Annotated in this window: 21 protein-coding genes and 3 tRNA genes; 2 read left to right on the plus strand and 22 right to left on the minus strand. The window is 47.5% G+C overall.

The window, feature by feature from the left end; genetic code table 11:
• Nucleotides 1–6: 6 nt before the first annotated feature.
• The 22 genes from dxr to BUQ78_RS01860 form a co-directional block, all read right to left on the minus strand.
• A complete protein-coding gene (dxr, locus tag BUQ78_RS01750; protein ID WP_074199088.1) occupies nucleotides 7–1,173 on the minus strand; it encodes a 1-deoxy-D-xylulose-5-phosphate reductoisomerase in 1,167 nt (388 codons plus the stop codon).
• A complete protein-coding gene (locus BUQ78_RS01755; RefSeq protein WP_074199089.1) occupies nucleotides 1,170–1,973 on the minus strand; it encodes a phosphatidate cytidylyltransferase in 804 nt (267 codons plus the stop codon). The genes dxr and BUQ78_RS01755 overlap by 4 nt, the downstream gene beginning before the upstream one ends.
• Before the next feature lie 7 nt (nucleotides 1,974–1,980).
• Nucleotides 1,981–2,712 (minus strand): isoprenyl transferase, encoded by a 732-nt coding sequence (locus BUQ78_RS01760; protein ID WP_014806641.1) that lies wholly within the window; start codon nucleotides 2,710–2,712, stop codon nucleotides 1,981–1,983.
• A complete protein-coding gene (locus tag BUQ78_RS01765; protein WP_014806640.1) occupies nucleotides 2,685–3,317 on the minus strand; it encodes a uracil-DNA glycosylase in 633 nt (210 codons plus the stop codon). The genes BUQ78_RS01760 and BUQ78_RS01765 overlap by 28 nt, the downstream gene beginning before the upstream one ends.
• Nucleotides 3,310–4,149 (minus strand): Asp23/Gls24 family envelope stress response protein, encoded by an 840-nt coding sequence (locus tag BUQ78_RS01770; protein WP_074199090.1) that lies wholly within the window; start codon nucleotides 4,147–4,149, stop codon nucleotides 3,310–3,312. The genes BUQ78_RS01765 and BUQ78_RS01770 overlap by 8 nt, the downstream gene beginning before the upstream one ends.
• Nucleotides 4,133–5,248 carry a histidinol-phosphate transaminase gene (hisC, locus tag BUQ78_RS01775; protein ID WP_014806638.1) on the minus strand — a complete coding sequence of 372 codons (1,116 nt, stop codon included), beginning with the start codon at nucleotides 5,246–5,248 and terminating at the stop codon, nucleotides 4,133–4,135. Before hisC ends, BUQ78_RS01770 begins: the two co-directional genes overlap by 17 nt.
• A gap of 24 nt (nucleotides 5,249–5,272) precedes the next feature.
• Entirely contained in the window at nucleotides 5,273–6,562 is a 1,290-nt protein-coding gene (murA, locus tag BUQ78_RS01780; RefSeq protein ID WP_074199091.1) for a UDP-N-acetylglucosamine 1-carboxyvinyltransferase, read from the minus strand.
• 6 nt (nucleotides 6,563–6,568) lie between these two features.
• The gene (gene wecB, locus BUQ78_RS01785) at nucleotides 6,569–7,699 is read right to left on the minus strand and encodes a non-hydrolyzing UDP-N-acetylglucosamine 2-epimerase (protein WP_084532157.1); all 1,131 of its coding nucleotides are present in this window, start codon (nucleotides 7,697–7,699) and stop codon (nucleotides 6,569–6,571) included.
• 47 nt (nucleotides 7,700–7,746) lie between these two features.
• Nucleotides 7,747–8,478, minus strand: a complete 732-nt coding sequence (locus BUQ78_RS01790) for a glycosyltransferase family 4 protein (RefSeq protein WP_318259449.1) — start codon at nucleotides 8,476–8,478, stop codon at nucleotides 7,747–7,749.
• A 165-nt stretch (nucleotides 8,479–8,643) separates the two neighbouring features.
• Nucleotides 8,644–9,741, minus strand: coding sequence for a uracil phosphoribosyltransferase (upp, locus tag BUQ78_RS01795; protein ID WP_074199094.1), 1,098 nt, complete (start codon nucleotides 9,739–9,741; stop codon nucleotides 8,644–8,646).
• 4 nt (nucleotides 9,742–9,745) lie between these two features.
• A complete protein-coding gene (gene meaB / locus BUQ78_RS01800) occupies nucleotides 9,746–10,687 on the minus strand; it encodes a methylmalonyl Co-A mutase-associated GTPase MeaB (protein ID WP_074199095.1) in 942 nt (313 codons plus the stop codon).
• Between the two features lie 14 nt (nucleotides 10,688–10,701).
• A complete protein-coding gene (locus BUQ78_RS01805) occupies nucleotides 10,702–12,531 on the minus strand; it encodes a YncE family protein (protein WP_318259450.1) in 1,830 nt (609 codons plus the stop codon).
• A gap of 46 nt (nucleotides 12,532–12,577) precedes the next feature.
• Nucleotides 12,578–12,805 carry a flagellar biosynthesis protein FliR gene (locus BUQ78_RS01810; protein ID WP_074199096.1) on the minus strand — a complete coding sequence of 76 codons (228 nt, stop codon included), beginning with the start codon at nucleotides 12,803–12,805 and terminating at the stop codon, nucleotides 12,578–12,580.
• A 319-nt stretch (nucleotides 12,806–13,124) separates the two neighbouring features.
• Nucleotides 13,125–14,102, minus strand: a complete 978-nt coding sequence (locus BUQ78_RS01820; RefSeq protein ID WP_014806629.1) for a Gfo/Idh/MocA family protein — start codon at nucleotides 14,100–14,102, stop codon at nucleotides 13,125–13,127.
• Nucleotides 14,103–14,198: 96 nt separating this feature from the next.
• Complete coding sequence (locus BUQ78_RS01825) at nucleotides 14,199–15,521, minus strand: bifunctional folylpolyglutamate synthase/dihydrofolate synthase (protein ID WP_074199098.1); 1,323 nt, start codon at nucleotides 15,519–15,521, stop codon at nucleotides 14,199–14,201.
• A 20-nt stretch (nucleotides 15,522–15,541) separates the two neighbouring features.
• Nucleotides 15,542–18,214: a valine--tRNA ligase gene (locus BUQ78_RS01830; RefSeq protein ID WP_074199099.1), complete on the minus strand. Its 2,673-nt coding sequence runs from the start codon at nucleotides 18,212–18,214 to the stop codon at nucleotides 15,542–15,544.
• A gap of 47 nt (nucleotides 18,215–18,261) precedes the next feature.
• Entirely contained in the window at nucleotides 18,262–19,545 is a 1,284-nt protein-coding gene (gene clpX / locus BUQ78_RS01835) for an ATP-dependent Clp protease ATP-binding subunit ClpX (protein ID WP_014806626.1), read from the minus strand.
• 147 nt (nucleotides 19,546–19,692) lie between these two features.
• Complete coding sequence (gene clpP / locus BUQ78_RS01840) at nucleotides 19,693–20,271, minus strand: ATP-dependent Clp endopeptidase proteolytic subunit ClpP (RefSeq protein ID WP_318259452.1); 579 nt, start codon at nucleotides 20,269–20,271, stop codon at nucleotides 19,693–19,695.
• Complete coding sequence (gene tig, locus BUQ78_RS01845) at nucleotides 20,237–21,706, minus strand: trigger factor (RefSeq protein WP_159432087.1); 1,470 nt, start codon at nucleotides 21,704–21,706, stop codon at nucleotides 20,237–20,239. Before tig ends, clpP begins: the two co-directional genes overlap by 35 nt.
• 77 nt (nucleotides 21,707–21,783) lie before the next feature.
• Nucleotides 21,784–21,867 (minus strand) — tRNA-Leu (locus BUQ78_RS01850).
• A gap of 306 nt (nucleotides 21,868–22,173) precedes the next feature.
• A tRNA-Lys gene (locus BUQ78_RS01855) sits at nucleotides 22,174–22,249 on the minus strand.
• Nucleotides 22,250–22,269: 20 nt separating this feature from the next.
• Nucleotides 22,270–22,345, minus strand: a tRNA-Arg gene (locus BUQ78_RS01860).
• Nucleotides 22,346–22,535: 190 nt separating this feature from the next.
• Between BUQ78_RS01860 and BUQ78_RS01865 the strand changes: the two genes are divergently transcribed.
• The gene (locus BUQ78_RS01865; RefSeq protein WP_014806616.1) at nucleotides 22,536–23,222 is read left to right on the plus strand and encodes an AzlC family ABC transporter permease; all 687 of its coding nucleotides are present in this window, start codon (nucleotides 22,536–22,538) and stop codon (nucleotides 23,220–23,222) included.
• Entirely contained in the window at nucleotides 23,219–23,533 is a 315-nt protein-coding gene (locus BUQ78_RS01870; RefSeq protein WP_014806615.1) for an AzlD domain-containing protein, read from the plus strand. The genes BUQ78_RS01865 and BUQ78_RS01870 overlap by 4 nt, the downstream gene beginning before the upstream one ends.
• The last annotated feature ends 20 nt before the right edge of the window (nucleotides 23,534–23,553 follow it).

Consider the following 23,553-nt stretch of genomic DNA (forward strand, 5'->3'; position numbering starts at 1 on the left):
AATTCTTTATCTCCTTTCGCTAAAAAGGCGACTCAACCTTCCTGCTTCGCGACGACCGAAATCGACAAGTGCAATGGCCTCTTCTAAGCTATTTAGGTTTGACGGTCCATTATAGGATAAAAGTGTCCTTTCCAACAGGGGGAAGATGTCGACCATGGAGATGACGCCCCCCAAGAAAGCTTCAACCGCAGCTTCGTCGGCGCCAACCAATATTGGAGGGTAGGCATTGCCCATCTGCAATGCCCGCCTGGCTAGGCCATAGCAGGGAAATTTCTCTTCGTCTATTTTCAAAAAATTAACTTTCCATTCGGTAATCTGCGGACGATGAAACGCCTCGTCTAGCCTCAATCGCCTAGGGTATGACAATGCAAAGGAAATTGGGATTCTCATGTCCGGTTTGCTTAAGAGCAATTTGGAGCTTCCATCGCAAAAGCGCACGCAACCGTGAATTAAGGAATCGGGCTGAACCACGGCCTTGACCCTATCAAGGGGCATGGAAAAAAGGTAACATGCCTCTATTATTTCAAGTCCTTTATTGAATAAAGTCGCACTATCGATGGTGATCTTTGCGCCCATTCTCCAGGTTGGATGCTTCAAGGCAATTTCGGGGGTTGCGTTTTTCATCTCCTCGTAAGTTGCATGTAAAAAAGGACCACCCGATGCCGTCAAGGCGATCTCCTCGATATCCTCTCTTCTTTCTCCTAAAAGGCATTGCCATATCGCGCTGTGCTCGCTGTCTATTGGCCGCAACTGATCAAATGAGTCTACCGTCTCCATCACCCAGGGGCCGCCCACAACCAAGCTTTCCTTATTTGCCAGCGATACTTCCATTTTTCTCGCGAGGGCCATCATGAGGGCAGGTATTGCATCTGTCCCAGACGAGGCAAACACGATATGATCCAGATCTTCCTGAACAAGCAATTTTAGCCCCTCTTTTCCTTTTAAAACCCTTGTACTGTCAAAGAGAGGCACGTAATCTCGCGCTGCCGCTTCTTCGTAAATTACCACAAATTTTGGCTTGAACTCCCCTTCTAAGGCTTTCAATCCCTTGAGGTTTGATCTGACAGCTAAAGCCCTGACCTCAAAAGCTTCGGGAAACCTCCTGCATATATCCAAAGCCGACCTTCCGATGGAGCCGGTAGCTCCAACGACCGCCAATCTCTTTTTATTCAACTTAATATCACCTCAAAGACCAGGAATATCAGCGTGGAGTTAATTAGAATGCTGTCAAACCTGTCCAAAAAACCTCCATGGCCAGGTATTAAATTACCGCTATCTTTGACCTCCGCTTCCCTTTTAAAGAGGGATTCGTACAAATCCCCTATTTGGCCCGCTACACCGATCAATGCTCCAAGCAATATCCACGGTAGGGGTGGTATTTTAAAGCAAAGGGAAAGGATCCCTGCACAAAGCACGCTTCCCATGAAGCCGCCTATGAATCCTTCCAACGTCTTTTTAGGGCTGATGTTTCGGGCAAATGGCATTTTGCCGAAACTCCTTCCTATTAAATAGGCAAAGACATCACAGCTCCACGTACAGAGAAATAACGAGAATAGCAGTTTTTCCCCGAAGGGCCTTTGTCTGAGCACCACTAAAAATACCCATGGAAGCACCACGAAAACCAGGCCACTCAATAAGCCGCTCATGTTCAGTAGGCCCGAGCTTTTATTATGGGCAACCTTTCTTAATGTTTCTATCGATAAGACAACGTAGGATTGTAGGATCAATAATGCGATGACGGCAGAAAAAGACGCCCCCTTGGAGGACATATACAACATCAATGCTCCAGCTATCAATCCTATGCCCTTCGATATGTGACCGAAGCGTGAAAATAGATCATAGTATTCCCATAGCGATGCCAAGGCAATGACTGAAGACAAAACAAGCCAAAGGTAGCCTCCTATATAAATCCCCGTAAGTATGCAAATTACTATGACAGCACCACTTATAGCGCGAGTCCGAAGTTCGCTCATTGGGGTTTTAAATCCCTCCGTATCGTCTCTCTCTTCTTTGATATTCCTCCACGGCCTCCCTTAGCCTGACTTCATCGAAATCGGGCCAAAGGACGTCAGTGAAGTAAAGTTCACTGTACGAAGATTGCCACAGCCAAAAATTGCTGATCCTCTTTTCTCCACTGGTCCTTATAATAAGGTCAGGATCCGGAAGGTCGGGGAGGTAAAGGTAAGACCTAAAGCTTTCTTCATCGATCTGCTTTGGTCTGGTTTCAGGGTCTGTATCCAAAATCCTGTTAACTGCATCTATTATTTCCTGCCTGCCTCCGTAGTTAAGACATACGACTAAATCCATTCTATTTCCCTTTTCGGTCTCGTCCTGCGCCCAGAGGATCAAGTCCTGCAAATCTTCGGGCAGTAAATTTGTGCGACCCGAGAAACGCAGGCGTATATTTTCCTCTTTTAGCTTCTTGACTTTACATTTTATGTAATATCTGAACAAGCCAAACAAGCCCAACACTTCGCCTTTAGGGCGTTTCCAGTTTTCTGTGGAAAAGGCAAATAGAGAAAGATATCGTATTCCTATATTTGTCGCCGCAATGACGGTCCTTTCAACAGCCTTGACTCCGGCGTAATGCCCCATTATCCTTGGTAAATGCCTTTGTCTCGCCCATCTTCCGTTGCCATCCATTATGATGGCAACGTGAGCAGGTATTATTTCTACCTCATTTTCTACCTCGTTTGCCTTACCTTGTCCCACTGGGCCTTTACCTCCTGTATATCCTGCCATGTCAGATGCCTTGGGCTTCCCACCTTGCGCGACTGATTTCTTAGTAAGTAACTGGGATGAAACATGGGCATGAGTTTAATGCCGTACCAATCGAACCACTTGCCCCTAAGCTGAGTGATGCCCTCATGGGTGGTCTTAAGCAGCCATTTAGTCGGTGTATTCCCCAGGGTCACCAGGATCTTAGGCTGAACTAGTGAGATTTGGGCAAAGAGGTAATCGTTGCAGGCTGCACATTCCTCTATCGTTGGCACCCTATTTTGAGGTGGACGACACTTGACGACGTTGGTTATATATACCTCTTCTCTTTTGATCCCGGCAGCCGTAAAGATCTGGTTTAGCAGCTGTCCGGCGCGACCCACAAAGGGCAGCCCCTGAGCATCTTCCTCTGCACCAGGGCCTTCGCCCACGAACATCAGCTCTGTGTTTTTGGCTCCTTCGCCAAAGACGCTTTGGGTTCTGCTTTCACATAGAGGACACTTCTGGCATTTCCTTACCTTTTCTTCTATCGCCGTCCACGTTTTGTCAATCTCGCGCTTGATTTCTTCTTCGGTCAGAGAATAAAGAATCTCAGTCATTGTTCCTCTTCCATCCTCCGATCAATACGTTGATTTCATTCAGGTCCAAACCTGTCAAAAAGGGCAAAACGGCAAATATCCTTCGTTGGACCTTGTTTCCTACCTCCATGAAGGTATATTTGCCGGCAGTAACTACTATCGAGACGTTAACGGAAACGACCCCTTCTTCTTCCGTCTTTACCTTGACATCTTTCACCTCGTCAACCTGAGTCACTAACGAGGCCACGTGTCTAACTATCTGCTCTATCGCATAAGGGCCTATTTCTACCTGGCCGTAATAGCTAAAAGGCGGCCTTACAATAGTCTTTTCGGCATCGTCCAAACCGCTGCGCACGCGTGCCGACCAAAAAGTCTTAAGGCGTCCGACGACCTTGCCTGCAAAGTTCCGCCTTACCTGCACGTAAGCAACGGGGATCACATGCTGTTTTTTAGTGTGACGCTCCCTCAGCGCCTGCTCGATTTCCTCTCTGGTTGCTACTTCTTCAATGTAAATGTAGCGTTCCGGCTCGGGAAGTGACAGTTGTCTACATATTTTAACAGCCATTCCGGGGGAGGTAGCAACTATGAGAATGGTGCAAGGTGCAGCTTTTTCAAGGACCCTTTTGACCTGATCTCTATGATCGGGAAACTCAAACAAGGCCCTTCTTATGGCCCTGACCTGGTTCTGCTCGGTCTTTGCGCTCTTCCCGCATACGATCTTTCCGTCTTTAATAAGAAGACCATCATCGATTATGTAGTTTGCGCCAAACTGCCGCGCTATAAAATGAGTCCTCTGGCTTTTGCCGGTGCCCGCCGGCCCGACGAAGGCCAGTACCTTAAATTCGCCTGCCAAGTCGTCTCATCAGCTTTCTTAAAGTGCTTATAAGTTGCTCGTTCTCCTCGGGCAATCCGATCGAAACCCGCAGGAAACCATTTAAGCCCAAGTCGCTTGCAGGGCGCACGATTATTCCCTCTTTAAGCAGTCCATCGTACATCCCCTGTTCGTCATCCACCTTCACTAAAATGAAGTTCGTAAACGTATCCCTTACTTCCATCCCCATGTTTATAAGTGCCCTAGTAACCTTTTCCTTCTCCAGCAACGTCTTCTCTCTGATGTCCTGAATGTAGTCATCTTCTTTTAAAGCAGCGATGGCAGCTGCCTGCGCTATGGAGTTGACATCGAAGACGCGCCTCACCTTTTCGTATGCCTTTGTGATAGGCTTAGGGACGATACCATATCCAACCCTCAATCCGGCAAGACCGTATATCTTAGAAAAGGTCCTCAAGATGACGACGTTGCCAATCTGATGGAACAGCTCTATTCCGGATAGATATTCCGGATCCGTCACGAATTCGGCGTATGCCTCATCGACGACCAGCAGTATGTTTCGTCTGTTCAAAAAGGCAGAAAGCGTCAATAAGTCGTGACGCGGCAAAAATAATCCCGTCGGATTGTTTGGATCGCACAAGACCAACAATTTGGTATTGTCCGTACAGGCGTCCATCAAGCTTGTCACGCTTACCCTGAAATCGTGGTCTACCGGAACCTCTATGCATTTGCTCCCACAGGCCAGCGTGGCAAGTTTATAAAGCGGGTATGTGGGCTTCAGGATTACAACCTCGTCGTCTTCCTCCAGCAGCGCCTGAAAAAGGGCAAAAGTAACCCCTTCTGTGCCCGCTCCGACGATGACCTCTTGAACGGAAACTCCCAACTTTTTTGCTATGGCCTTTCTAAGGGAATAGGCCTCTGCGTCGGGATAGCGGTTAACTTCGCGCGAGGCATCCTGTATGGCCTTTACGACGCTTTCGGGAAGCGGCCAAGGGTTTTCATTAGAGCAAAGTCGCACGACATGGCTAAGCCCCAACTCCCTTTTGAGCTCTCCAATAGATTTCCCGGGCTTATATGGCTCTACATCCATTATTGATTTACGTATAAAATTTTCTAACCACATGATCGCATCTCCCATCGTTAATCATTATTTGCCTTGGGGTTCTCCAACCTCTTCGCGTATCTGCGCTCCAAGGGGTATCAATTTTTCTACCATATCTTCATAACCCCTCTTAAGGTGATGGGTATCGTAAATTACCGTTTCTCCTTCCGCAGCCAAACCAGCCAGCACTAAGGCTGCACCTCCACGCAAGTCCGTAGCGTAGACCTCTGCACCAATTAAGTTCTTTTGGCCATGAACTATTGCAGTATTGCCCTGAAGCTCGATTTGAGCACCCATCTTTTGAAGCTCGCTTGCATGGAGGAACCGCGATTCAAATATGGTCTCATGTATTATGCTCGTCCCTTCAGCAAGAGAAAGGACTGACATCATTTGCGGCTGTAGGTCCGTAGAAAAACCGGGGTAGGGCATGGTTTTAAGCGTTATGCCCTTGGGACGTCTAGGATTGGCAACGCGAAGGGCGTTCCCGCTGTTTATAACTTCAATTCCGGCCTCGTCTAGTTTGGCGAGCAATGCATTTAAATGCTCTGGAATTACTCCTTTAACCGTTATATCTCCCTGCGTTATTACGCCCGCCAAAAGATACGTGGCAGCTTCGATGCGATCGGGTATTATGTCTACCGATGCAGGTCTTAGTTCTCCCTTGCCCTTTATCCGAAGGATTCCTGTGCCCTCACCCTCTATGGAGGCACCCATAACCTTTAAGGCACAAACCAGGTTGTCAATTTCGGGCTCCCTGGCGGCATTTTCTATCAGCGTCTCGCCTTCGGCCAGCACGGCCGCCATGAGCAGATTTTCGGTGGCACCCACCGACGGAAAATCGAGGTATATTCTGGTGCCCACAAGCCTATCGGCGCGCGCCGTTACGGCACCCTTATCCAACTCTATTTGTGCACCCATCTTGGATAGTCCCTTAAAATGAAGGTCCATCGGCCTGCTGCCGATGGCACACCCGCCAGGAAGGGGCAACACCACCTTGCCGCAACGAGCAAGAAGCGGACCTAAGACAAGCGAAGAGGCCCTCATCTTCCTTACAAGCGATGCGGGCGTCTCCCAGGCAAGCTCGCCAGAAACTTCTATGGTCATGTTGTGATCGTCACGGTAAACTTTAGCGCCCAAGCCGATGAGAAGTTCGCTCATGGTGTGTATATCCAGCAGCTTCGGTACGTTGCGGAGATGAACCTTGCCATCGCGCAACAACAATGCAGCAGCCATTATAGGCAGAGCCGCGTTTTTCGATCCTTGGGCCTTTACCTCGCCTTTTAGTAAAGTGCCTCCCTTTATCCTTATAAAATTTGATTCTGAATTTCCCTTCATCTTCTTTCACTCCCCGAGGCAATGTTCGTTTGCGTTCAAGTATTGCATCAATATATCGACTATAGTTTCAGCAGCCCTTCCCTCGCCGAAGGGAGAGCTTGATTTTGATAGAAGTCTTTCCCTAAAATCGTCGTCTAGCAAGACCTTAAGGGCAAGTTCTACTATCTTCGAAGGCTCTCTTCCTGCAAGCAGAGCCGTGCCTTCACTTAAAGCTTCAGGCCTTTCCGTGACATCTCTAAGTATCAAAACCGGCTTTTTTAAAGTTGCAGCCTCCTCCTGGATGCCACCGCTGTCGGTCAATATCAAGGTACTTCTGTTCATGATCCAAACGAAATCATCATATTCCAATGCATCGCAAAGGATGACGTTTGGGATGTCACTTAAATATCTCTGCCATGTTTCTCTAACTAGCGGGTTTTTATGCATGGGTATTATAATCCAAAGCCTTGGGAATGACTTCAGTATTTCGATCAAAGCCTCACAGACTGACTCAAGGGGCTTGCCCCAAGATTCCCTTCTGTGAACCGTAACCAACAAAAGCGGCACATGGGGAGGCAATTTTTCTTTCAAAAATTCGGGCTCTCCCTTTAGCCCCTTGACCATCATCAAGGCATCCACGACGGTGTTGCCGGTCACCCAGATTCTGGATGGATCGCAACCCTCCTTTAGAAGATTGTTTTTCGCTATCTCCGTTGGCGCAAACCAAAAGGTGGCCAATTTATCTACCATGATCCGATTAGCCTCCTCCGGAAAGGGAAGGTATAGGTTCCCGCTCCTTAGGCCAGCTTCTACGTGTCCGACAGGGATCTTTCTGTAAAAGGAGGCCAACGCGGAGGCAAACGTCGTCGTCGTATCGCCATGGACCAATACTACTTTGGGCTTCACATCATCTAATGCCTCACCCGCCTTTGTCAGTACCGCCGAAGTTATGTAATCTAGACTTTGTCTCTCGCGCATTATGGATAAGTCTCTATCGGGCATAATATTAAACGTCCTTAAGGCTTGAGTTAAAAGGTCGGTATGTTGCCCTGTTGCCAGCACAAAGCAACTTAGTCCGCGCTCTTTCAACTTCAATATCACGGGAGCCATCTTGATGGCCTCAGGACGAGTGCCTATAATACAACAAATCGTTGACATTGCCATAACCTCCAACTGCTGTCGTGATAGCTGTAACCGGATAAGGTCTAAAAGATTTTTAAACCCAGCAAAACGAGGATAGCATGCAAAGAAGACATTATCCCCAATACGAATAAAGTTGGCAGCCCTCTTCGTATCAGGCGATGGTGAATGTGCTCCTTATCAGGGTAAAAAGGAGAGACTCCCTTGGCAGTTCTTCTTATTATCGCCAAAGACATATCCAAGAAAGGAATCCCGCCGGCCAGGGCCAGGAAGACGCAGAAAGGAACAAATGATTTATCCAACACGTCTGACCAAAAAAGACAATATAAAAGCAGGCAAGCGTGCGTAAACCCAAGCAGCGTGCTTCCCCCGTCTCCTAAAAATGTCCTCGCTCTCGGGTAGTTCCAGGGCAAAATTCCAAGCGTTATTCCAATGCCAAAGGCCCAAAAGACATTTTTGAAGGCGAAAAGAAATATACAGGAACTTACGGCAAATATGCTAAGCACTAAACCATTCATGCCGTCAATCATGTTATAGGCACTGATCATCGAAGCTGTCCATAGAGATGCGACAAGCCACCCCCACACCGGCAGGCTGCCGCTTCTATACAGCGGGAGCAAGGCCACTGTCGAAGCGATCAAATGTAGGATCAGCCTCACGGTAGGCGCCAGGCTTTTCATGTCATCCAGGTATCCGACCATGAATATAGCGCTCGCACACCAAGCAAAAAGCGTTAAATTCATATCCATATAATCCCTATAAAAGAGCACGAATAAAAGTACCCCGCTCCATAGCACGATACCTCCCCCTCGGGGGGTAATCTCCCTATGGAGCTTTCTTTTTTCGGGAACGTCGAGAATTTGATACCTGAAAGAAAGGGGGATGGAGATCTTAGTTACCGCCCATCCCCATATAAATGCGAAAAGCCCGAATATTATCATCCCACTCATGGTCATGATGCATCATTTTGTTCCGAACAATCTGTCGCCGGCGTCACCTAATCCTGGCACTATGTAGCCATGTTCGTCCAAGCGCTCGTCAAGCGCCGCCATATAGATATCCACATCGGGGTGGGCTTCCCGCACCTTGCTCAAGCCCTCCGGAGCAGCTATAAGGCATACCAGGGTCACTTTTTTCCCACCACGCCTTTTAACGAGGTCTATGGCCAATGCCGAGGAACCTCCAGTTGCTAGCATCGGGTCAACTATAAATACGTCCCTTTCCTCAATATCGCCTGGAAGTTTACAATAATACTCGACCGGCTGAAGCGTATTGGGATCCCTGTAAACCCCGATGTGTCCAACTTTTGCGTTGGGAATGAGCTTTAGTATCCCTTGAATCATCCCAAGGCCTGCGCGCAGCACAGGGACCACGGCCATTTTTTTACCGGCAATCGTCTTTGCATGCGTTTTTGCAAGCGGCGTCTCAACCTCGATCTCCTCTACCGGCAAGCACCTTGTTATCTCGTATACCATAAGGCCCGCTATCTCTTCTACAAGCTCTCTAAACTCTTTTACGCTTGTTTGGGCATTCCTAACAATCCCAAGTTTATGCTGTATCAGCGGGTGATCCATGATGACCACCCGCCCACCAGAGATGTTCCTGTCATTTGAAAAGGCCCTTTCTTCGTACGCCCTTATCTTCTCTATTCTTCTTGCATGCCTGCCGCCTTCAAATGGGGTATTCAACCAAGTTTCTATTATCTCCAAGGCTTCTTTTGGGCCAGTGGTTCTGCCGCCCAGGACTAGGATGTTGGAATTGTTGTGCAGGCGACTCATCTTTGCCATGAATGTGTCTGTACAAAGAGCTGCGTATGCTCCCTTGACCTTGTTGGCCGCAATCGACATGCCTATACCGGTTCCGCAAGACAGGATGCCCCGATCACATTGACCACATGCCACCATTTCGGCCGCCTTTAACCCGATGTCCGGATAATCTACAGGATCGTTTTGGGAATCGGTCCCGAGGTCAAGCACCTCTATCCCCTTTTGGACGAGATATTCCTTGGCTGCATTTTTTAAGATACAGCCGGCATGATCAGCTCCGAGGACTATTTTCACATTATTACCCCCTTGAAAATATATCGCCTAGAATTCTGCCTGCCACTGTGTATGGATCGATCTGTTTGGCGCAAAGGGCGCTAATCAGTTCATCATTGCAACATTCCTTCCATCTTTCCTCAACTACCTTAGCAATTTCGCGCTTTAGGATTTCTTCGACTTCCATCTTTATCCTCGAATAAAACCTCTTTTTGCCTTCGTCGCTCTTGGAAAGGTATTGTCTATGGTCAAGCAAGGCCTTCGAAAGCTCGTCTATGCCCTCCCCGGTCTCCGCAATTGTCTTGATGACAGGCGGTCTCCATGCCTTTTTTCCGTAAAGATCAAGCATTATGTTCACCTCAGCTGCCAGCCTGTCTGCGCCATCCCGATCAGCCTTGTTTATCACAAATATATCCGCTATCTCCATTATACCTGCTTTCATAACCTGAACGTCGTCACCCATGCCGGGGACCAAAAGCAGGCATACGGTATCGGCTATCTTGACTATGTCCACCTCTGATTGCCCCACACCAACGGTCTCGATAAATATGACGTCTTTACCGCAGGCATCGAGTATCATGGCGGCTTCATATGCTGCCCTGCTAAGTCCGCCAAGCGATCCTCTCGTGCCCATGCTCCTTATAAAGACGTCAGTGTCCAAGGCGTGGTCCTGCATCCTAAGCCTATCACCCAATATAGCACCCCCGCTAAAGGGGCTTGTCGGATCTACAGCTATTACGCCTATTTTTTTGCCCATGCCCTTGAAACTACTTATAAGCTTATCAAGAAGGGTGCTTTTGCCGGCACCTGGACTTCCCGTAACGCCTATTATATGAGCCTTTCCCGTATATGCATACAAATGCGCCATTATCTGGCTTGCGAAGGGAGACTCATTCTCGACTAAAGAAATTAACCTTGCTATAGACCGATGATCTCCATCCAATGCCTTCTGCACCAGAAAATCCATTGACAATCCTCCAATCACTTATGTTGATCGATATCCGGCAAAAAATCTATGGGGACCCAATCCCTAAAGGGTATGCCGTCAACGTTTCCAAAAATGGCCAACAGAGGCTCAAATGCGATTTCCTTAAACAAAACCTTTCTCTCCGGCAGTTCAACCGATATTTTCCCTGCAAGCCCAGCCAAGCCTGGGACCTCACTTTGCAATGGCGGAGAGAACATGATCTTCCCTCCCGACATGTGCGAAAGCATCGTCAGGCTAAGGGGTAAGGGCCCATCCTTTAGATATAGATCGACAGCTATTCCCTCTCTAAGGCATAACCCTGCCAACATTAGCACAAAATCATCACTTATTCCAGAAAGCGAAGGGTTCTGCTCTAAGACAATCCTCGAAGGCCACTTCTCTCCGGCGTTGTACATGTCCCTTAAAAAAACATCGTAGCTTTTCATCGACGAGACCTCATAGAGCAAACCTCGGTTGACATATGCATCCTCTTCCCATCTGCTTGCCAGAAGGATTTTACCAAAACCTGCCTTGATCGACGGTACCTCGAAATTTAGATCGGCCACAACAGGAACGTATAGGTTTGACTTTAGGCTTAAAGTACCGTTATTTAAGTCCTTTTGCATCATATGAAGATTGGCGAAGGCTGTCAGATCTTCCTGTTTAAACGTCTGCTTTATCCAGAAAACGTTGTCCAAAGCCGCATCGAAGGCCATTATTTCATTGTCGTTTCGAGTCAGGCACCAGCAATTCGTCAGCTTCCCATCGATGATCTTATTGAAAGAGCCGCCCTTAACATTTGCTTCGTATAACGATCCATCCTCTCCTAACGCAAAACATTTCGCCGGCGAAACCCATTCCACGTCCCTTAACATATCTGCCTGACCCTGAAAGACGACCTTTTTTGACCACGGGTCCATGACGATTAGAGAATTAGATCCCCTGTCCACAATAGCTACCAAATAACCACCGTAAGATAATGCCAAAGGCTCAAAGCGGGATTTGTCATTCGGTCTCCAATCGCCAAGGACCTTTCCTGTATCCGTGTCAAGATAAACTAGCTTGCCGTCCGCCGCATCGCTCACAAGTAAAATTTTTCTTCCGATAATAACAGCATCAGATAGGATCGAAGGAATTTCGGTCAACTTTTCTAAGCTCAAATCCTTAGTCCTCTTATCCTTTTCGGTCAAAGTCGCCCTGTATATTTGTCCGTTCCTGGTCGCTACGATGAGTTCGTTTGAACTTAAAGGCACAGCAGCCACCGGCTTTTCGATGTCGAAGACATAGGGCTTTTCGTCCTTTTTTATCAAAAAGATCCTGTTGCCTTCTGTGTCAGAAATCCAAGACCTTCCCTCAAGACAACTTGCCTTTCCTATGGCTTTCGCTCGGGGCTTTGCGCCCAAGGGAAGGTTAAAAAACAACGAAAGAGGTTGTTTGTAGGCCTGAGTTGATGCTACCTCAATCCTGCCGGACAGGATTTCCTTTAAAAGATCCCTTTCCTTTACTATCTGACCTTCAATTAATTTAGCACGTACGTCAGCACTGGCAACTTCCAAATAATAATGTATGGACGTCAAAGCATCGCCCCACATGCCCAAACGCCTCTGACATAAAGCCCTTAACAGATAAGTGCTCACTAGATATATGTCATCTTTCTGAGCTAATTCCAGTTCCTCGAGACACCCAAAGTAATCCCGACTTAAAAAATGTCGCCGAGCTACCATCATATGCCGCTCGGCCTCTATTTTGTTTGCCTGTGGCAAGGTATATAGTGTGCCAGTTTCTGCATGCACCGACGATGCCAAAACAAAGAACAAAACCGCAAGGATTGCGATCTTTTGCATCATATCACCCCATACATGGCGTTGAATAACAATCGCGAACCCGATCTTACCTCAATATACTAATTCCTGCGAAGGCATAAAATCCCAAGACCACGGAAGCGGCAAGCAAAAAACCCAACAAAACTCGAAGGTATAAGACCCAAAGCACCCCTCCCGGCCATTTCTTCGAGTTGATGTTATTGATGATCCTTGCAACAAGTAGGGCAATGGCAAACAGTGCGATTGCCACTAAAGCTTGAACGTTGACGTCAGGTATCGAATGCAACAAAGACATATCCTGCACCCCAAACTCAATGTGCTGCGCCGGAATGTCTTTCATATATCAATTTCAATATTACATTATCCATGAAAATCCTATCAGGCCTGTGATAAGTGCATGCAATAATAACCAGCGATAGGGTAGCTATTATGACTATGAGCAAAAGAATGATTTGATTGGCTAAGTTGTCTCTGTGTTTTCTTATGTCCTTCGCCAAGGTCGCATCACCTCATAAAAAAATAGAGGGAGCTTTTTCTCCCTCTATTCTACAATACTAAGCGTCAACATTAAATGCAGCATCATCAATTGATAAAGACGTGAAGGTCAATTAATTTTAGAGCAACGTTTCGATGTTTCCCTGAAAATCTGCCAGCTTATTTTTATGAATCTGTCTTAACACCTCTACGGCCACCTCGAGAGCTCTTTTGCCGTCGGCTATCCCAACCATTGGCTGCCTGCCCTCTCTTACGCACGATATGAAATGCTGCAACTCCATCTTGAGAGGTTCGTGTTTGGGAAACACTGGGTGTTCTATCACTTCCATTAAGCCCATGCCGTTATCCCTGATGCATCTGTGGATCGACACATCTTGAGTTTCGTAATTTAGCGTTATGTAGCGCTCCTTCTCCATTATCTCAAGGGTTCTCAGCCTTTTTTCCGAGACCCTGCTCACCAATATATGCGAGATAGTGCCGTTAGCAAAGGTCAAATGTGCCGATGCGATGTCTTCATGCTCCGTGTATACGGAACGTCCATATGCGGAGATCTCCCTAATCTCAGAGCCAACTAACGATAAAATTATGTCGATGTCGTGTATCATTAGGTCCAGGACAACGCCTACGTCAGCGATTCTTGGAGAAAAGGGCCCCAGCCTTCTAGTTTGAATGTAAAGGGGCGGATTGCAGATGCCTCTAACATATTGTACTGCACTGTTGAAGCGCTCTATATGGCCGACTTGAAGCACTAAGTTTCTCTTGGCAGCTATCTTTAGCAACTCTTCTGCCTCATCGACGGTCTTCGTCACCGGTTTCTCGATGAGCACGTGTATGTTTTTCTCCATAACGCTCTTTGCAACTTCGTAATGCGCTACCGTGGGCACCACGATACTTAAGGCATCCGGATGGGCTTTTTTCAGAAACTCCTCTAAGTCTGTATAATACGGAACCTGCAAGGTCTCTCCTACGGAGGCAGCCCTTTCCTCATCCGTATCCATGATGCCTACCAATTTTGTCTCCAGAAGCTCAGTGTATATCCTCGCGTGATGATATCCCAGATGACCTACTCCAACAACGCCCACACGCAATGGATTCATGCCTTCATTCACCTCTTGTCGTCAGATCCGCGTATAAGCTCCCATTAATTATTATCACTTACACTTTCATTTTTTTGGCCTTACCAGCGTAATATTTTATGAGCCCATGATCTTCTTTATGGCGCCAATCAGGTATAGACTACCGCAAATCACGATGAAGCCATTGTCTTTCGTGGCTTCATCCAGGGCCCTTTGCAATTCCGGTTCGATCGCAACAATCGACCTTGGAAATACCTCTTGGACGATAATCGCCAGCTCCTGCGCCTGTTTACTCCTCTGCAATCCCGGCACCTGAGTACAGATTATCTTCCTTATCGACAAACCTTCCAATTTCTCCAAAGCACCTTCTATGTCCTTGTCCTTCATCATAGCCATAAGGATAACGACGTCTTCTTTGGCCGGCAACGCAGATTTTAGCGAGACGGCCAAGGCCTTCATGCCATCCGGATTATGCGCACCGTCAAGTATGACGGTCTTTCCGTTAAGCCTGATCACCTCAAACCGACCGGGCCAACGCGCCGAAAGCAGTCCATCTCTTATAGATTTTCTGTTTATTGAAGGAAAGACATTTTCGGATAAAAGCACGGCACCAAAGGCAGCCAAGGCAGTATTTTGCGTTTGATACGCTCCAGCCAACCTGGTCTCCAGCGCGCAAAAGCAGTTGCCGCGAGAGGTCCACAGATCATACACTACGCCGTCCAAGGACAGATGCCGAGGCCTTACAACACATTCCCGCGAAAAGATATGGCCTTCCGCTACCATTTTCATGCATCTGGCAATGAACACATCTTCTACATCATCGGGGCCTCCCATGTAAAGGGCCTTTGCCCCAGGCCTTATCACGGCAAACTTTTCATGAGCTATTTGAGAGGGAGTGGTGCCCAGGTAGCTGGTATGATCCAGGGAAATAGTAGTAAAAAGGGATAATGCCACATTCCCAAGCAAGTTTGTTGCATCAAGCCTTCCGCCCATGCCTGCCTCTACAACCGCCACATCGACATTTTCACGAGCCATTATCAAAAAACATACGGCAGTGATGAGTTCAAAGGCCGTGGGCCGATCTTCGGCCGCGAAGTTATCTTTAATTATCGATTTAACCTCTTCCCACGCTTCCTGCCATTTGTTTTGCTCCACCAGGAAACCGTCTATGCGCAATCGTTCGCCCATGTGTATCAGATGAGGGCTAGTGTATAAAGCCGTCTTTAAGCCGGAAGCCGTCAGAATGCTCGCAAGGCTCGAGGCCGTTGAACCCTTACCATTGGTACCTAACACGTGGACGGCCTTAAATTTATCCTGCGGATTGCCAAGCAATTTTAAACATTTAGCCATCCGTGATAAGCCCGGGCGTATGCCCGGGCTCGCTACTACAGATATATCCTGCTCCATCAGGTCGTAACTCGCATAATCTTTGTCGATCATTTGAGTTCCTTTGTTCTCCTCTAATTTTCCTCAAGTGAGGCTATATTTTCGTTTATCCTCTTTATTCTTTCTCGTGCCTTTTTCAAGCGCTCCTGTTCTTTTTCCACGACCTCTTTAGGAGCTCTTTGGAGGAAGGACTCGTTGGACAACTTGGATAAGCTCTTTTGTTCCTCTGCCAACAAGCTCTCTCTTTCCTTCTTTAATCTTTCTATCTCTGACGGTATGTCAATGATTTCACCCACAACAAGGTATATATTACCCCACGGAAGGACTGATACCAAAGAATGTCCCGGTCTCGTCCTGTTCACGTTTATATGACCCACCTTGGTCATGAATTTTATCATGTCCTCATTTCGGGCGATTATATCTTCAGCCTCCGCGCTGGTGGGACTAAACACCACATGCGGTACGACCATTTGGGGAGCCAGATTGGCTTCCGCTCGCAAGTTTCTTATCGATCTAATTGTCTCTTGTAGTATGTACATCTCATTTTCTATAGATGCCTTCGTCGTCTCATCGAACAGATCTTCTGCAGACGGCCATGGCTCTTCTTCTATCGAATCGACGCTAAAACCAAAGGCATGCCATAGCTCCTCCGTTATGAAGGGAATGAAAGGATGAAGGAGCAAAAGCGTCTTCCTAAAGACGTAGCCAAGCACTTGCTGCGAAGCAGTTTTTCTGCGATCTCCTTCGTCTCCCTTTAATGCAGGCTTTGCCATCTCGATGTACCAGTCGCACAGTTCACCCCATACAAAGTCATAAAGCAATCTGCTTGCCTCGCCAAAGAAATAACCTTCAAGAAGCTCTGTCGTTTCTTTAACGACCTGGTTTATGCGTAAAAGAATCCACTTGTCGTGCAACCTCAAATTATCTTCCGACTTTACAGAATGGCTTTTATCTAGGTTAAAACCTCCCAGGTTCATTAACGCAAAGCGCCCGGCATTCCAGATCTTGTTCATGAAGTGCCTGTAGGATTCGATCTTCTGCGTGCTCAGGTAAATATCGCGCCCCTGTACGGTCAAAGACGACAGCGTAAACCTCAGTGAGTCGGCTCCATATTTAGCTATGACATCAAGGGGATCTATTACGTTGCCCTTAGATTTGCTCATCTTTTGGCCCTTTTCATCGCGAACTAGGGCATGGATGTAGACATCCTTAAAGGGTACGTCTCCCATGAACTTGAGTCCCATCATTATCATTCTGGCTACCCAGAAAAAGATGATGTCAAAGCCGGTCACCAAAAGCGACGTGGGATAAAAATATCTCAGTTCGGGCGTATCTTCGGGCCACCCCATAGTGGAAAAGGGCCAAAGGGCACTTGAAAACCAGGTATCAAGCACATCTTCATCTTGGACGATATTACCGGAACCGCACTTCCCGCACTTCGTCGGATCTTCCTCCGATACGGTTATGTGGCCACAATCCTTACACGTCCAAGCGGGAATTCTGTGTCCCCACCAAAGTTGTCTTGAAATACACCAGTCCCTGATGTTTTCCATCCATTGGTAATAGGTGTTTACCCAGCGTTCAGGAATCCAACGGATTTTTCCCTCTCTTACCACCTCAATGGCCTTTTTCGCCAAGGGCTCGGTGCGCACGAACCACTGTTCCGACAGGAAGGGCTCCAGGACTGTGTTGCATCTGTAGCAATGTCCTACGGCATGTTCATGCTCTTCGATTTTGACAAGCAAGCCCGCTGCCTCGATATCCTTGACGATCGCTTCTCTTGCCTGGAACCTGCTCATTCCCCTGTAGCGGCCGGCATTTTCGTTCATGAAACCGTCTGCATCTATCACTTGAATGGGCTCCAGGCCGTGCCGCTGTCCCACCAAAAAGTCATTAGGATCGTGAGCCGGGGTTATCTTGACCATTCCCGTACCAAAAGACGGATCGACCATCTCATCCTCGATGACGGGGATGATTCTGTCGACCATTGGGACCTTAACCCTTTTGCCCACAAATTTTGAGTTATTGGGGTCGTCTGGGTGCACCGCGATGGCGACATCTCCCAATATAGTCTCAGGCCGCGTTGTGGCCACGACGACAAATCCGGTCTCTCCTTCTATTGGGTAGGCTACGTAGTAAAGTTTTCCCTTTTCCAGAGCATGTTCAACTTCTAAGTCGGATAGCGCCGTATGGCAACGAGGACACCAATTGATTATGTATTTGCCCTTATATATGAGGCCCTCTTCGTAGAGGCGAACAAACACGCACCTGACTGCCCTTGATAGCCCCTCATCCATGGTAAAGCGTTCTCTTGACCAATCACAGGATGCACCAAGCCTTTTAAGCTGCGAGATGATCCTGCCGCCGTATTCGCTTTTCCACTCCCATACCTTTTCAAGGAAAGCCTCTCTGGTCATGTCCTTCCTTTGAATCCCGCTTTTGGCCAACTCCCGTTCAACTACATTCTGCGTGGCTATGCCTGCATGATCGGTCCCCGGGATCCACAGGACGTTAAACCCTCTCATGCGCTTATAACGACAAACTATATCCTGTAATGTGTTGTTCAGAGCATGGCCCATATGAAGCGATCCAGTGACGTTTGGAGGCGGAATGACCATGCTGAAAGGTTCCTTTTCCTCGTCCACTTCAGCATGAAATAACCCACGCTTTAGCCACCACTCATACCACCTTTGTTCCAATTCATCAGGTTCATATTCCTTTGAAAGAGGCATGTCGTCAGCGCGCATTTTATAACGGTCTCCCCTTATAACTTAAGTTTTTATATCAAATAACGCTAGGCTACTTCTTCGTCCCTGGAAATATATATTGGAGATGCTCCCTTTAAGACGCACTCCTCGGTGATCCTCACCTTGGCGATCTCGCTTGCGATATTGGGCAGATCGTACATGATGTCGAGCATTAGCTTCTCCATTATTGACCTAAGACCCCTTGCCCCAGTGTTTCTTTCCTGTGCCACGCGGGCTATTGCCAGCAAGGCCTCGTCGGTGAACTCCAGATCAACGTCTTCATAGCTGAACAACTCCTTGTATTGCCTTACCAAAGAGTTCTTGGGTTCTTGCAGGATATGTACAAGAGCGTTTTTGTCCAGACCTTCCAGCGGAACAATTACCGGCAACCTGCCTATAAATTCCGGAATAAACCCATATTTCATGAGGTCATCGGGTTGTATCTCCTTTAAGATATCCCAGGATGCCTTTTGCTTTGATCCAACGATGTCTCCGCCAAAGCCGATGGTCCTCTTGTGAATACGCCTTGCTATGATGTCCTCTATGCCGCCAAAGGCTCCGCCGCAGATGAAAAGTATATTGGTAGTATCGACTTGGATGAAATCCTGATATGGGTGTTTCCTTCCTCCCTTAGGAGGAACGTTGGATACAGTGCCTTCGAGCAAACGCAAAAGACCCTGTTGGACTCCTTCGCCGGACACGTCACGCGTGATCGATGGAGAATAGCTCTTGCGGGCTATCTTGTCAATTTCGTCGATGTAAACTATTCCCCTCTCCGCCAAGGAGACGTCGTAATCACAGTTCTGCAGCAATCTTACCAAGATATTTTCAACGTCTTCTCCTACGTAACCAGCTTCAGTCAGGGTTGTAGCGTCGGCAATGGCAAAGGGCACGTTGAGCATTTGAGCCAAAGTTTGGGCTAACAGAGTTTTACCGCATCCCGTTGGTCCCAAAAGCAGAATGTTGCTTTTCTGGACTTCCACTTCACTCTCATTCTTCTTCAGCTTAAAAATGCGCTTGTAATGGTTATGTACCGCAACAGATAGGACCTTCTTGGCGTATTCCTGGCCGACGACATATTGATCCAGGTAGGCTTTTATCTCGCTTGGCTTTGGCAACACGAAGGAATCCGATAAGTCCTTCCCGTGGCAATCTATGCTATGCAGAATTCCTCTTTCTTCGTTCAATATTATATTGCATAGGTGAATACACTCATTGCATATGCAAACGCCGGGCCCCGTGATTATCTTTTTTACCTCGTCCTGGTCCTTCCCGCAGAAGGAACATCGAAGCCCCTTCTTTTTAATGTCCTTGTCGTTGCTTTTTGGCATTTCCTCATATTTCCTCCTTGCTTGAAATTGCGTAAAACTGTCGGTCGCTCATACAGATAGTTTAGCCCAAATGCCGTTTATAAACAAACGAGAGAGCATCCTCTAAGCCCCCTCGTTTGTTTAGAAAAGGAGTTTGCAAAAGACAAACTATCGTTTTTCTATCACTTTGTCAACTATCCCATAGGATAGAGCCTCTTCAGCCGACATGAAGAAATCTCGATCGGTATCGCGAGCTACCTTTTCTATGTCTTGATTGGTGTGCTTTGCTATGATCTCGTTAAGCCTATCTCGTATCTTTTTGATTTCTTTGGCATGTATCTCGATATCGGTCGCCTGCCCCTGTACTCCCCCAAGGGGTTGATGAAGCATAATCCTGGAGTTTGGCAGCGCAATCCTCTTGCCCTTTGTGCCAGCTGCCAAAAGCACTGCAGCCATGCTGGCAGCCTGACCAACGCATATGGTCGAGATGGGACATTTGATGTATTGCATCGTGTCGTAGATGCCCAAGCCGGCAGTTACAGAGCCTCCGGGGCTGTTTATGTATAGGTTTATGTCCTTATCTGGGTCCTCGCTTTCGAGGAACAACATTTGAGCTACAACCAAATTCGCAATGTGATCTTCGATGACATCGCCCAAGAATATAATTCGATCCTTTAGCAGCCTGCTGTATATGTCGTAAGCACGTTCGCCTCTACCCGTCTGTTCTATCACTATCGGAACTAGCATCGTCATTACCTCCTCTTGCTTCGTTGCTTAAAACTTGCGGCACTTCCTCTGCTGATGTCGCCTTTAGCTTTTCCAACAGTTCTTTCACGGCGCGCTCGTATTCCTCTTTTTCTAACTCTTTGACCTTTATGTGTTCAAGTATTTTGTCCAAGGTCTTTTCCGTCATGATATCATAACTTACCTTGTACAGCCTTTCTTGGTCAGACGCAATGAATGCTGACAACTTCTCTGGGCTGATGTTATAGGAGTTTGCCATGCGGGCAACGTAAGATTTAATGTCATCAGGGTTCACCTTTATCTCGAAGCGCTTCGTGAGCTCCTCCAGGACCAAGGAGTTTAACACCCTCCTATATGCCTGTTTCCTCAAACTATTCTTGTACTCCTCAAAGTCAATCCCGGATTGTCTTGCGTATTCTTCCAGCGTCAAATTGTAAGCTTGCTTCACCCTTGCTTCCTCTTCATGCAGCAAGCTGTGAAGCTCCCTTTCGACCATTCGGTCAGGCACTTCCACCTTGGCCATGCTTGCAATTTGCTGTAAAGCCAAATTGATCGCATCGCTTTTCGCCCTGGCCTCAAGGTTTCTTTGAAGCTGCTCCCTTATTTGGGCCTTGAACTCCTCCAAGGTCTTTCCTTCAGCGCCAACTTTCTTCAAAAATTCCTCGTCAAGCTCGGGAAGGACCTTTTTCTTTAAGCCCCTTATCTCCATGGTATAGGTGATCTGCTTACCGGCCAACTCGCTGCCGTCATCGGGGTGAGTCACTGTAGACGTTACGGTCCTGCCCACGGTTTGGCCGATCAAATCCTTCTTTATGTTCTCGTCCAAATAATTAGCCGACAGGTCTATGGTGTCCTCCATCTCTTTCCCTTCAAACTCGAACCTTTCGCTGTCGTCGCCCTCATCGCGTTGGACTTGCGCAACAGCCTTCACTAAGACGATGTCGTCTTCTTTGATAGGCCTGTCCTCTTCGAGGTCTGCATATTCTGCATTTCTCTCTCGCAGGTCATTTATGACCTTTTCCACCATCTCATCGGTCACAACGGGCTTAAGCATTGGGACTTCTATCTGTTCCAGGTCGGGCAAATCCACCTCGGGCATGACCTCGTATTCTATCTCAAGAACGACGGGCGATCCCTCTTTGGGTTCGCCTTGAACCTTGACCTTTGGTTCGGCCACCAGCTCTAATTCATATTCCTCCTTAATCTCCTCTACGACTTCGGGGATTAAGTTTTCTAAGGCCTCCCGATACAGGCTCTCTTTGCCAAAATAGAGTTCGATGACGTTTCGGGGCACCTTCCCTTTTCTGAAGCCCTTGATGTTGGCCTTTTGGCTGATCTCCTTGACTACATCTTTAACGGCATTTTCGAATCTTTCTGCTTCAACTTCAGCCTTTATCTTTACGACGTTCTTTTCTTGGGACACTAGCTCAGTCTTCATGGCCACCCAAACTCCTTTCTTCAACATGAAAAAGCCTCGGTGTATATTTTAACACCGAGGTCGCACTTATGTTCCAATGGTGCGAGAGGTGGGATTTGAACCCACACGGCCGAGGCCACGGGATCCTAAGTCCCGCGTGTCTACCATTCCACCACTCTCGCCCTTCAAGTCAACACTAACGGCAGGGCTTTTCGTTATCGCTGCATCAGGCTCGATAACCCTACCACGACTTAAAAGTTCCCTGCGACATCACTTCGCGCGACCCTCGTCGCATGCAACGTAGTCGATGTTTCATGTTGCTAGCGTATATTATCATGCTCTCAATTTGAAAGTCAATGCCAACTAGCTTGAAATGCCTCAAAGGCTGGCATTGCGACTAAGGCCACGAAACAACAGCAAAACTCCCTTGTCATCGATCAAGGTAACAAGGGAGTTTATTTATGTAATATTTACTGTATCCTTAAAAATGGTGGGCCGTACAGGAGTTGAACCTGTAACCCCAGGATTAAGAGTCCCGTGCTCTGCCAATTGAGCTAACGGCCCACAAACGTAACAACCCTTGATGGCGCGCCCGGCAGGATTTGAACCCGCGACCAACGGATCCGAAGTCCGCCGCTCTGTCCACTGAGCTACGGGCGCTCACTGCCTTTATCACTAAGCGGCAATAGGAAAGTTATCACAGCTTCGAAGAATAGTCAACAGGGTTTGCTAAAATTTCCATGAAACGCCGGCTTTGATCGACAAGAATAAGATGTTGCTAATCCAGGTTACGCTAATTACAATTTATGGTCAAAGCCCAAAGACGTTAATAACGAGGAGTGATCGACCGGTGAGGTTACGGACCTTTCTTAGAGGGGCTCGCGACGAGTTGCCTTTGCTGATTGCAGTGATGCCCTTTGGCGTAATATATGGTGTAACCGCTTTGGAGGCAGGCTTGACCAAGTTTCAGGCTCAGTCGATGTCCTACATCATCTTTGGTGGCTCTTCGCAGTTCGTGGCAAGCAAGCTATTTGCCGAATCAATTCCCTGGTCCGTAATAACACTAACCGTGGTCATGGTCAATCTGCGCCATATGCTTTACAGCGCTTCGGTCGCTCCCTATTTGAAAGAGCTTCCTTTCGGGTGGAAGGCACTGCTTTCGTATCTCTTAACCGATGAAGCTTACGCTGTCGTCATAAGTTATTATCAAAAGGAACGAGAAGAGCGCTACGATCACATGTATTTTTTGGGCGCAGGTCTTATCCTGTGGTTAACCTGGCAGATGAGCACGGCAATGGGAATTTTTCTGGGGAAGATGCTTCCATCCGATTGGCCGCTCGATTTCTTTTTGCCGTTGACATTCATAGCTATACTCGTTCCTTCTTTGAATAACTACCCTAGCATTATAGCTGCACTGACGGCGGGGATCTGTTCGATGCTTTTTTTCGGATTTCCCTATAAATTAGGCTTGATAGCTGCCGCTTTGGTTGGCATGACAGGCGGCTTCGTCTTGGACTTGAGGAGAAGCCGGTCATGAAGATATGGTTAGTCCTGCTTCTTGGGGGAATTTTGACTTATCTCACGCGAGCATCTTTCATATTTCTTTTTGGGGTCTGGGACATTCCCTCCTGGGCAAAGAGGCTTTTAAAATATGTGCCTCCAGCCATTCTGTCGGCTCTTATTGTTCCCGAATTATTCATGCAATCGGGAAAGGTTTTTATTTCTCTAGGAAACGTCAGGCTGTTGGCAGGCATTGTAGCCACTCTAACAGCGATACTTACTAAAAACACACTCTGGACCATATTGTCCGGCATAGCGTGTATGGCCATCTTCAATATGTTATTATAAAGACATAAACGTTAGCTGAT

The organism is Acetomicrobium flavidum, assembly GCF_900129645.1.
Taxonomy (GTDB): Bacteria; Synergistota; Synergistia; order Synergistales; family Acetomicrobiaceae; genus Acetomicrobium; species Acetomicrobium flavidum.

What these genes read in the sequence shown, in the direction of transcription:
- BUQ78_RS01870 (WP_014806615.1), top strand. Translation starts at nt 23,219, where the DNA reads ATGAAGATATGGTTAGTCCTGCTTCTTGGGGGAATTTTGACTTATCTC.
- BUQ78_RS01805 (WP_318259450.1), bottom strand. Translation starts at nt 12,531, where the DNA reads ATGCAAAAGATCGCAATCCTTGCGGTTTTGTTCTTTGTTTTGGCATCG.
- murA (WP_074199091.1), bottom strand. Translation starts at nt 6,562, where the DNA reads ATGAAGGGAAATTCAGAATCAAATTTTATAAGGATAAAGGGAGGCACT.
- clpX (WP_014806626.1), bottom strand. Translation starts at nt 19,545, where the DNA reads ATGCCAAAAAGCAACGACAAGGACATTAAAAAGAAGGGGCTTCGATGT.
- BUQ78_RS01830 (WP_074199099.1), bottom strand. Translation starts at nt 18,214, where the DNA reads ATGCGCGCTGACGACATGCCTCTTTCAAAGGAATATGAACCTGATGAA.
- hisC (WP_014806638.1), bottom strand. Translation starts at nt 5,248, where the DNA reads ATGTGGTTAGAAAATTTTATACGTAAATCAATAATGGATGTAGAGCCA.
- BUQ78_RS01810 (WP_074199096.1), bottom strand. Translation starts at nt 12,805, where the DNA reads ATGTCTTTGTTGCATTCGATACCTGACGTCAACGTTCAAGCTTTAGTG.
- BUQ78_RS01755 (WP_074199089.1), bottom strand. Translation starts at nt 1,973, where the DNA reads ATGAGCGAACTTCGGACTCGCGCTATAAGTGGTGCTGTCATAGTAATT.
- BUQ78_RS01825 (WP_074199098.1), bottom strand. Translation starts at nt 15,521, where the DNA reads ATGATCGACAAAGATTATGCGAGTTACGACCTGATGGAGCAGGATATA.
- wecB (WP_084532157.1), bottom strand. Translation starts at nt 7,699, where the DNA reads ATGTCAACGATTTGTTGTATTATAGGCACTCGTCCTGAGGCCATCAAG.
- clpP (WP_318259452.1), bottom strand. Translation starts at nt 20,271, where the DNA reads ATGCTAGTTCCGATAGTGATAGAACAGACGGGTAGAGGCGAACGTGCT.
- tig (WP_159432087.1), bottom strand. Translation starts at nt 21,706, where the DNA reads ATGAAGACTGAGCTAGTGTCCCAAGAAAAGAACGTCGTAAAGATAAAG.
- BUQ78_RS01820 (WP_014806629.1), bottom strand. Translation starts at nt 14,102, where the DNA reads ATGAATCCATTGCGTGTGGGCGTTGTTGGAGTAGGTCATCTGGGATAT.
- BUQ78_RS01765 (WP_014806640.1), bottom strand. Translation starts at nt 3,317, where the DNA reads ATGACTGAGATTCTTTATTCTCTGACCGAAGAAGAAATCAAGCGCGAG.
- meaB (WP_074199095.1), bottom strand. Translation starts at nt 10,687, where the DNA reads ATGGATTTTCTGGTGCAGAAGGCATTGGATGGAGATCATCGGTCTATA.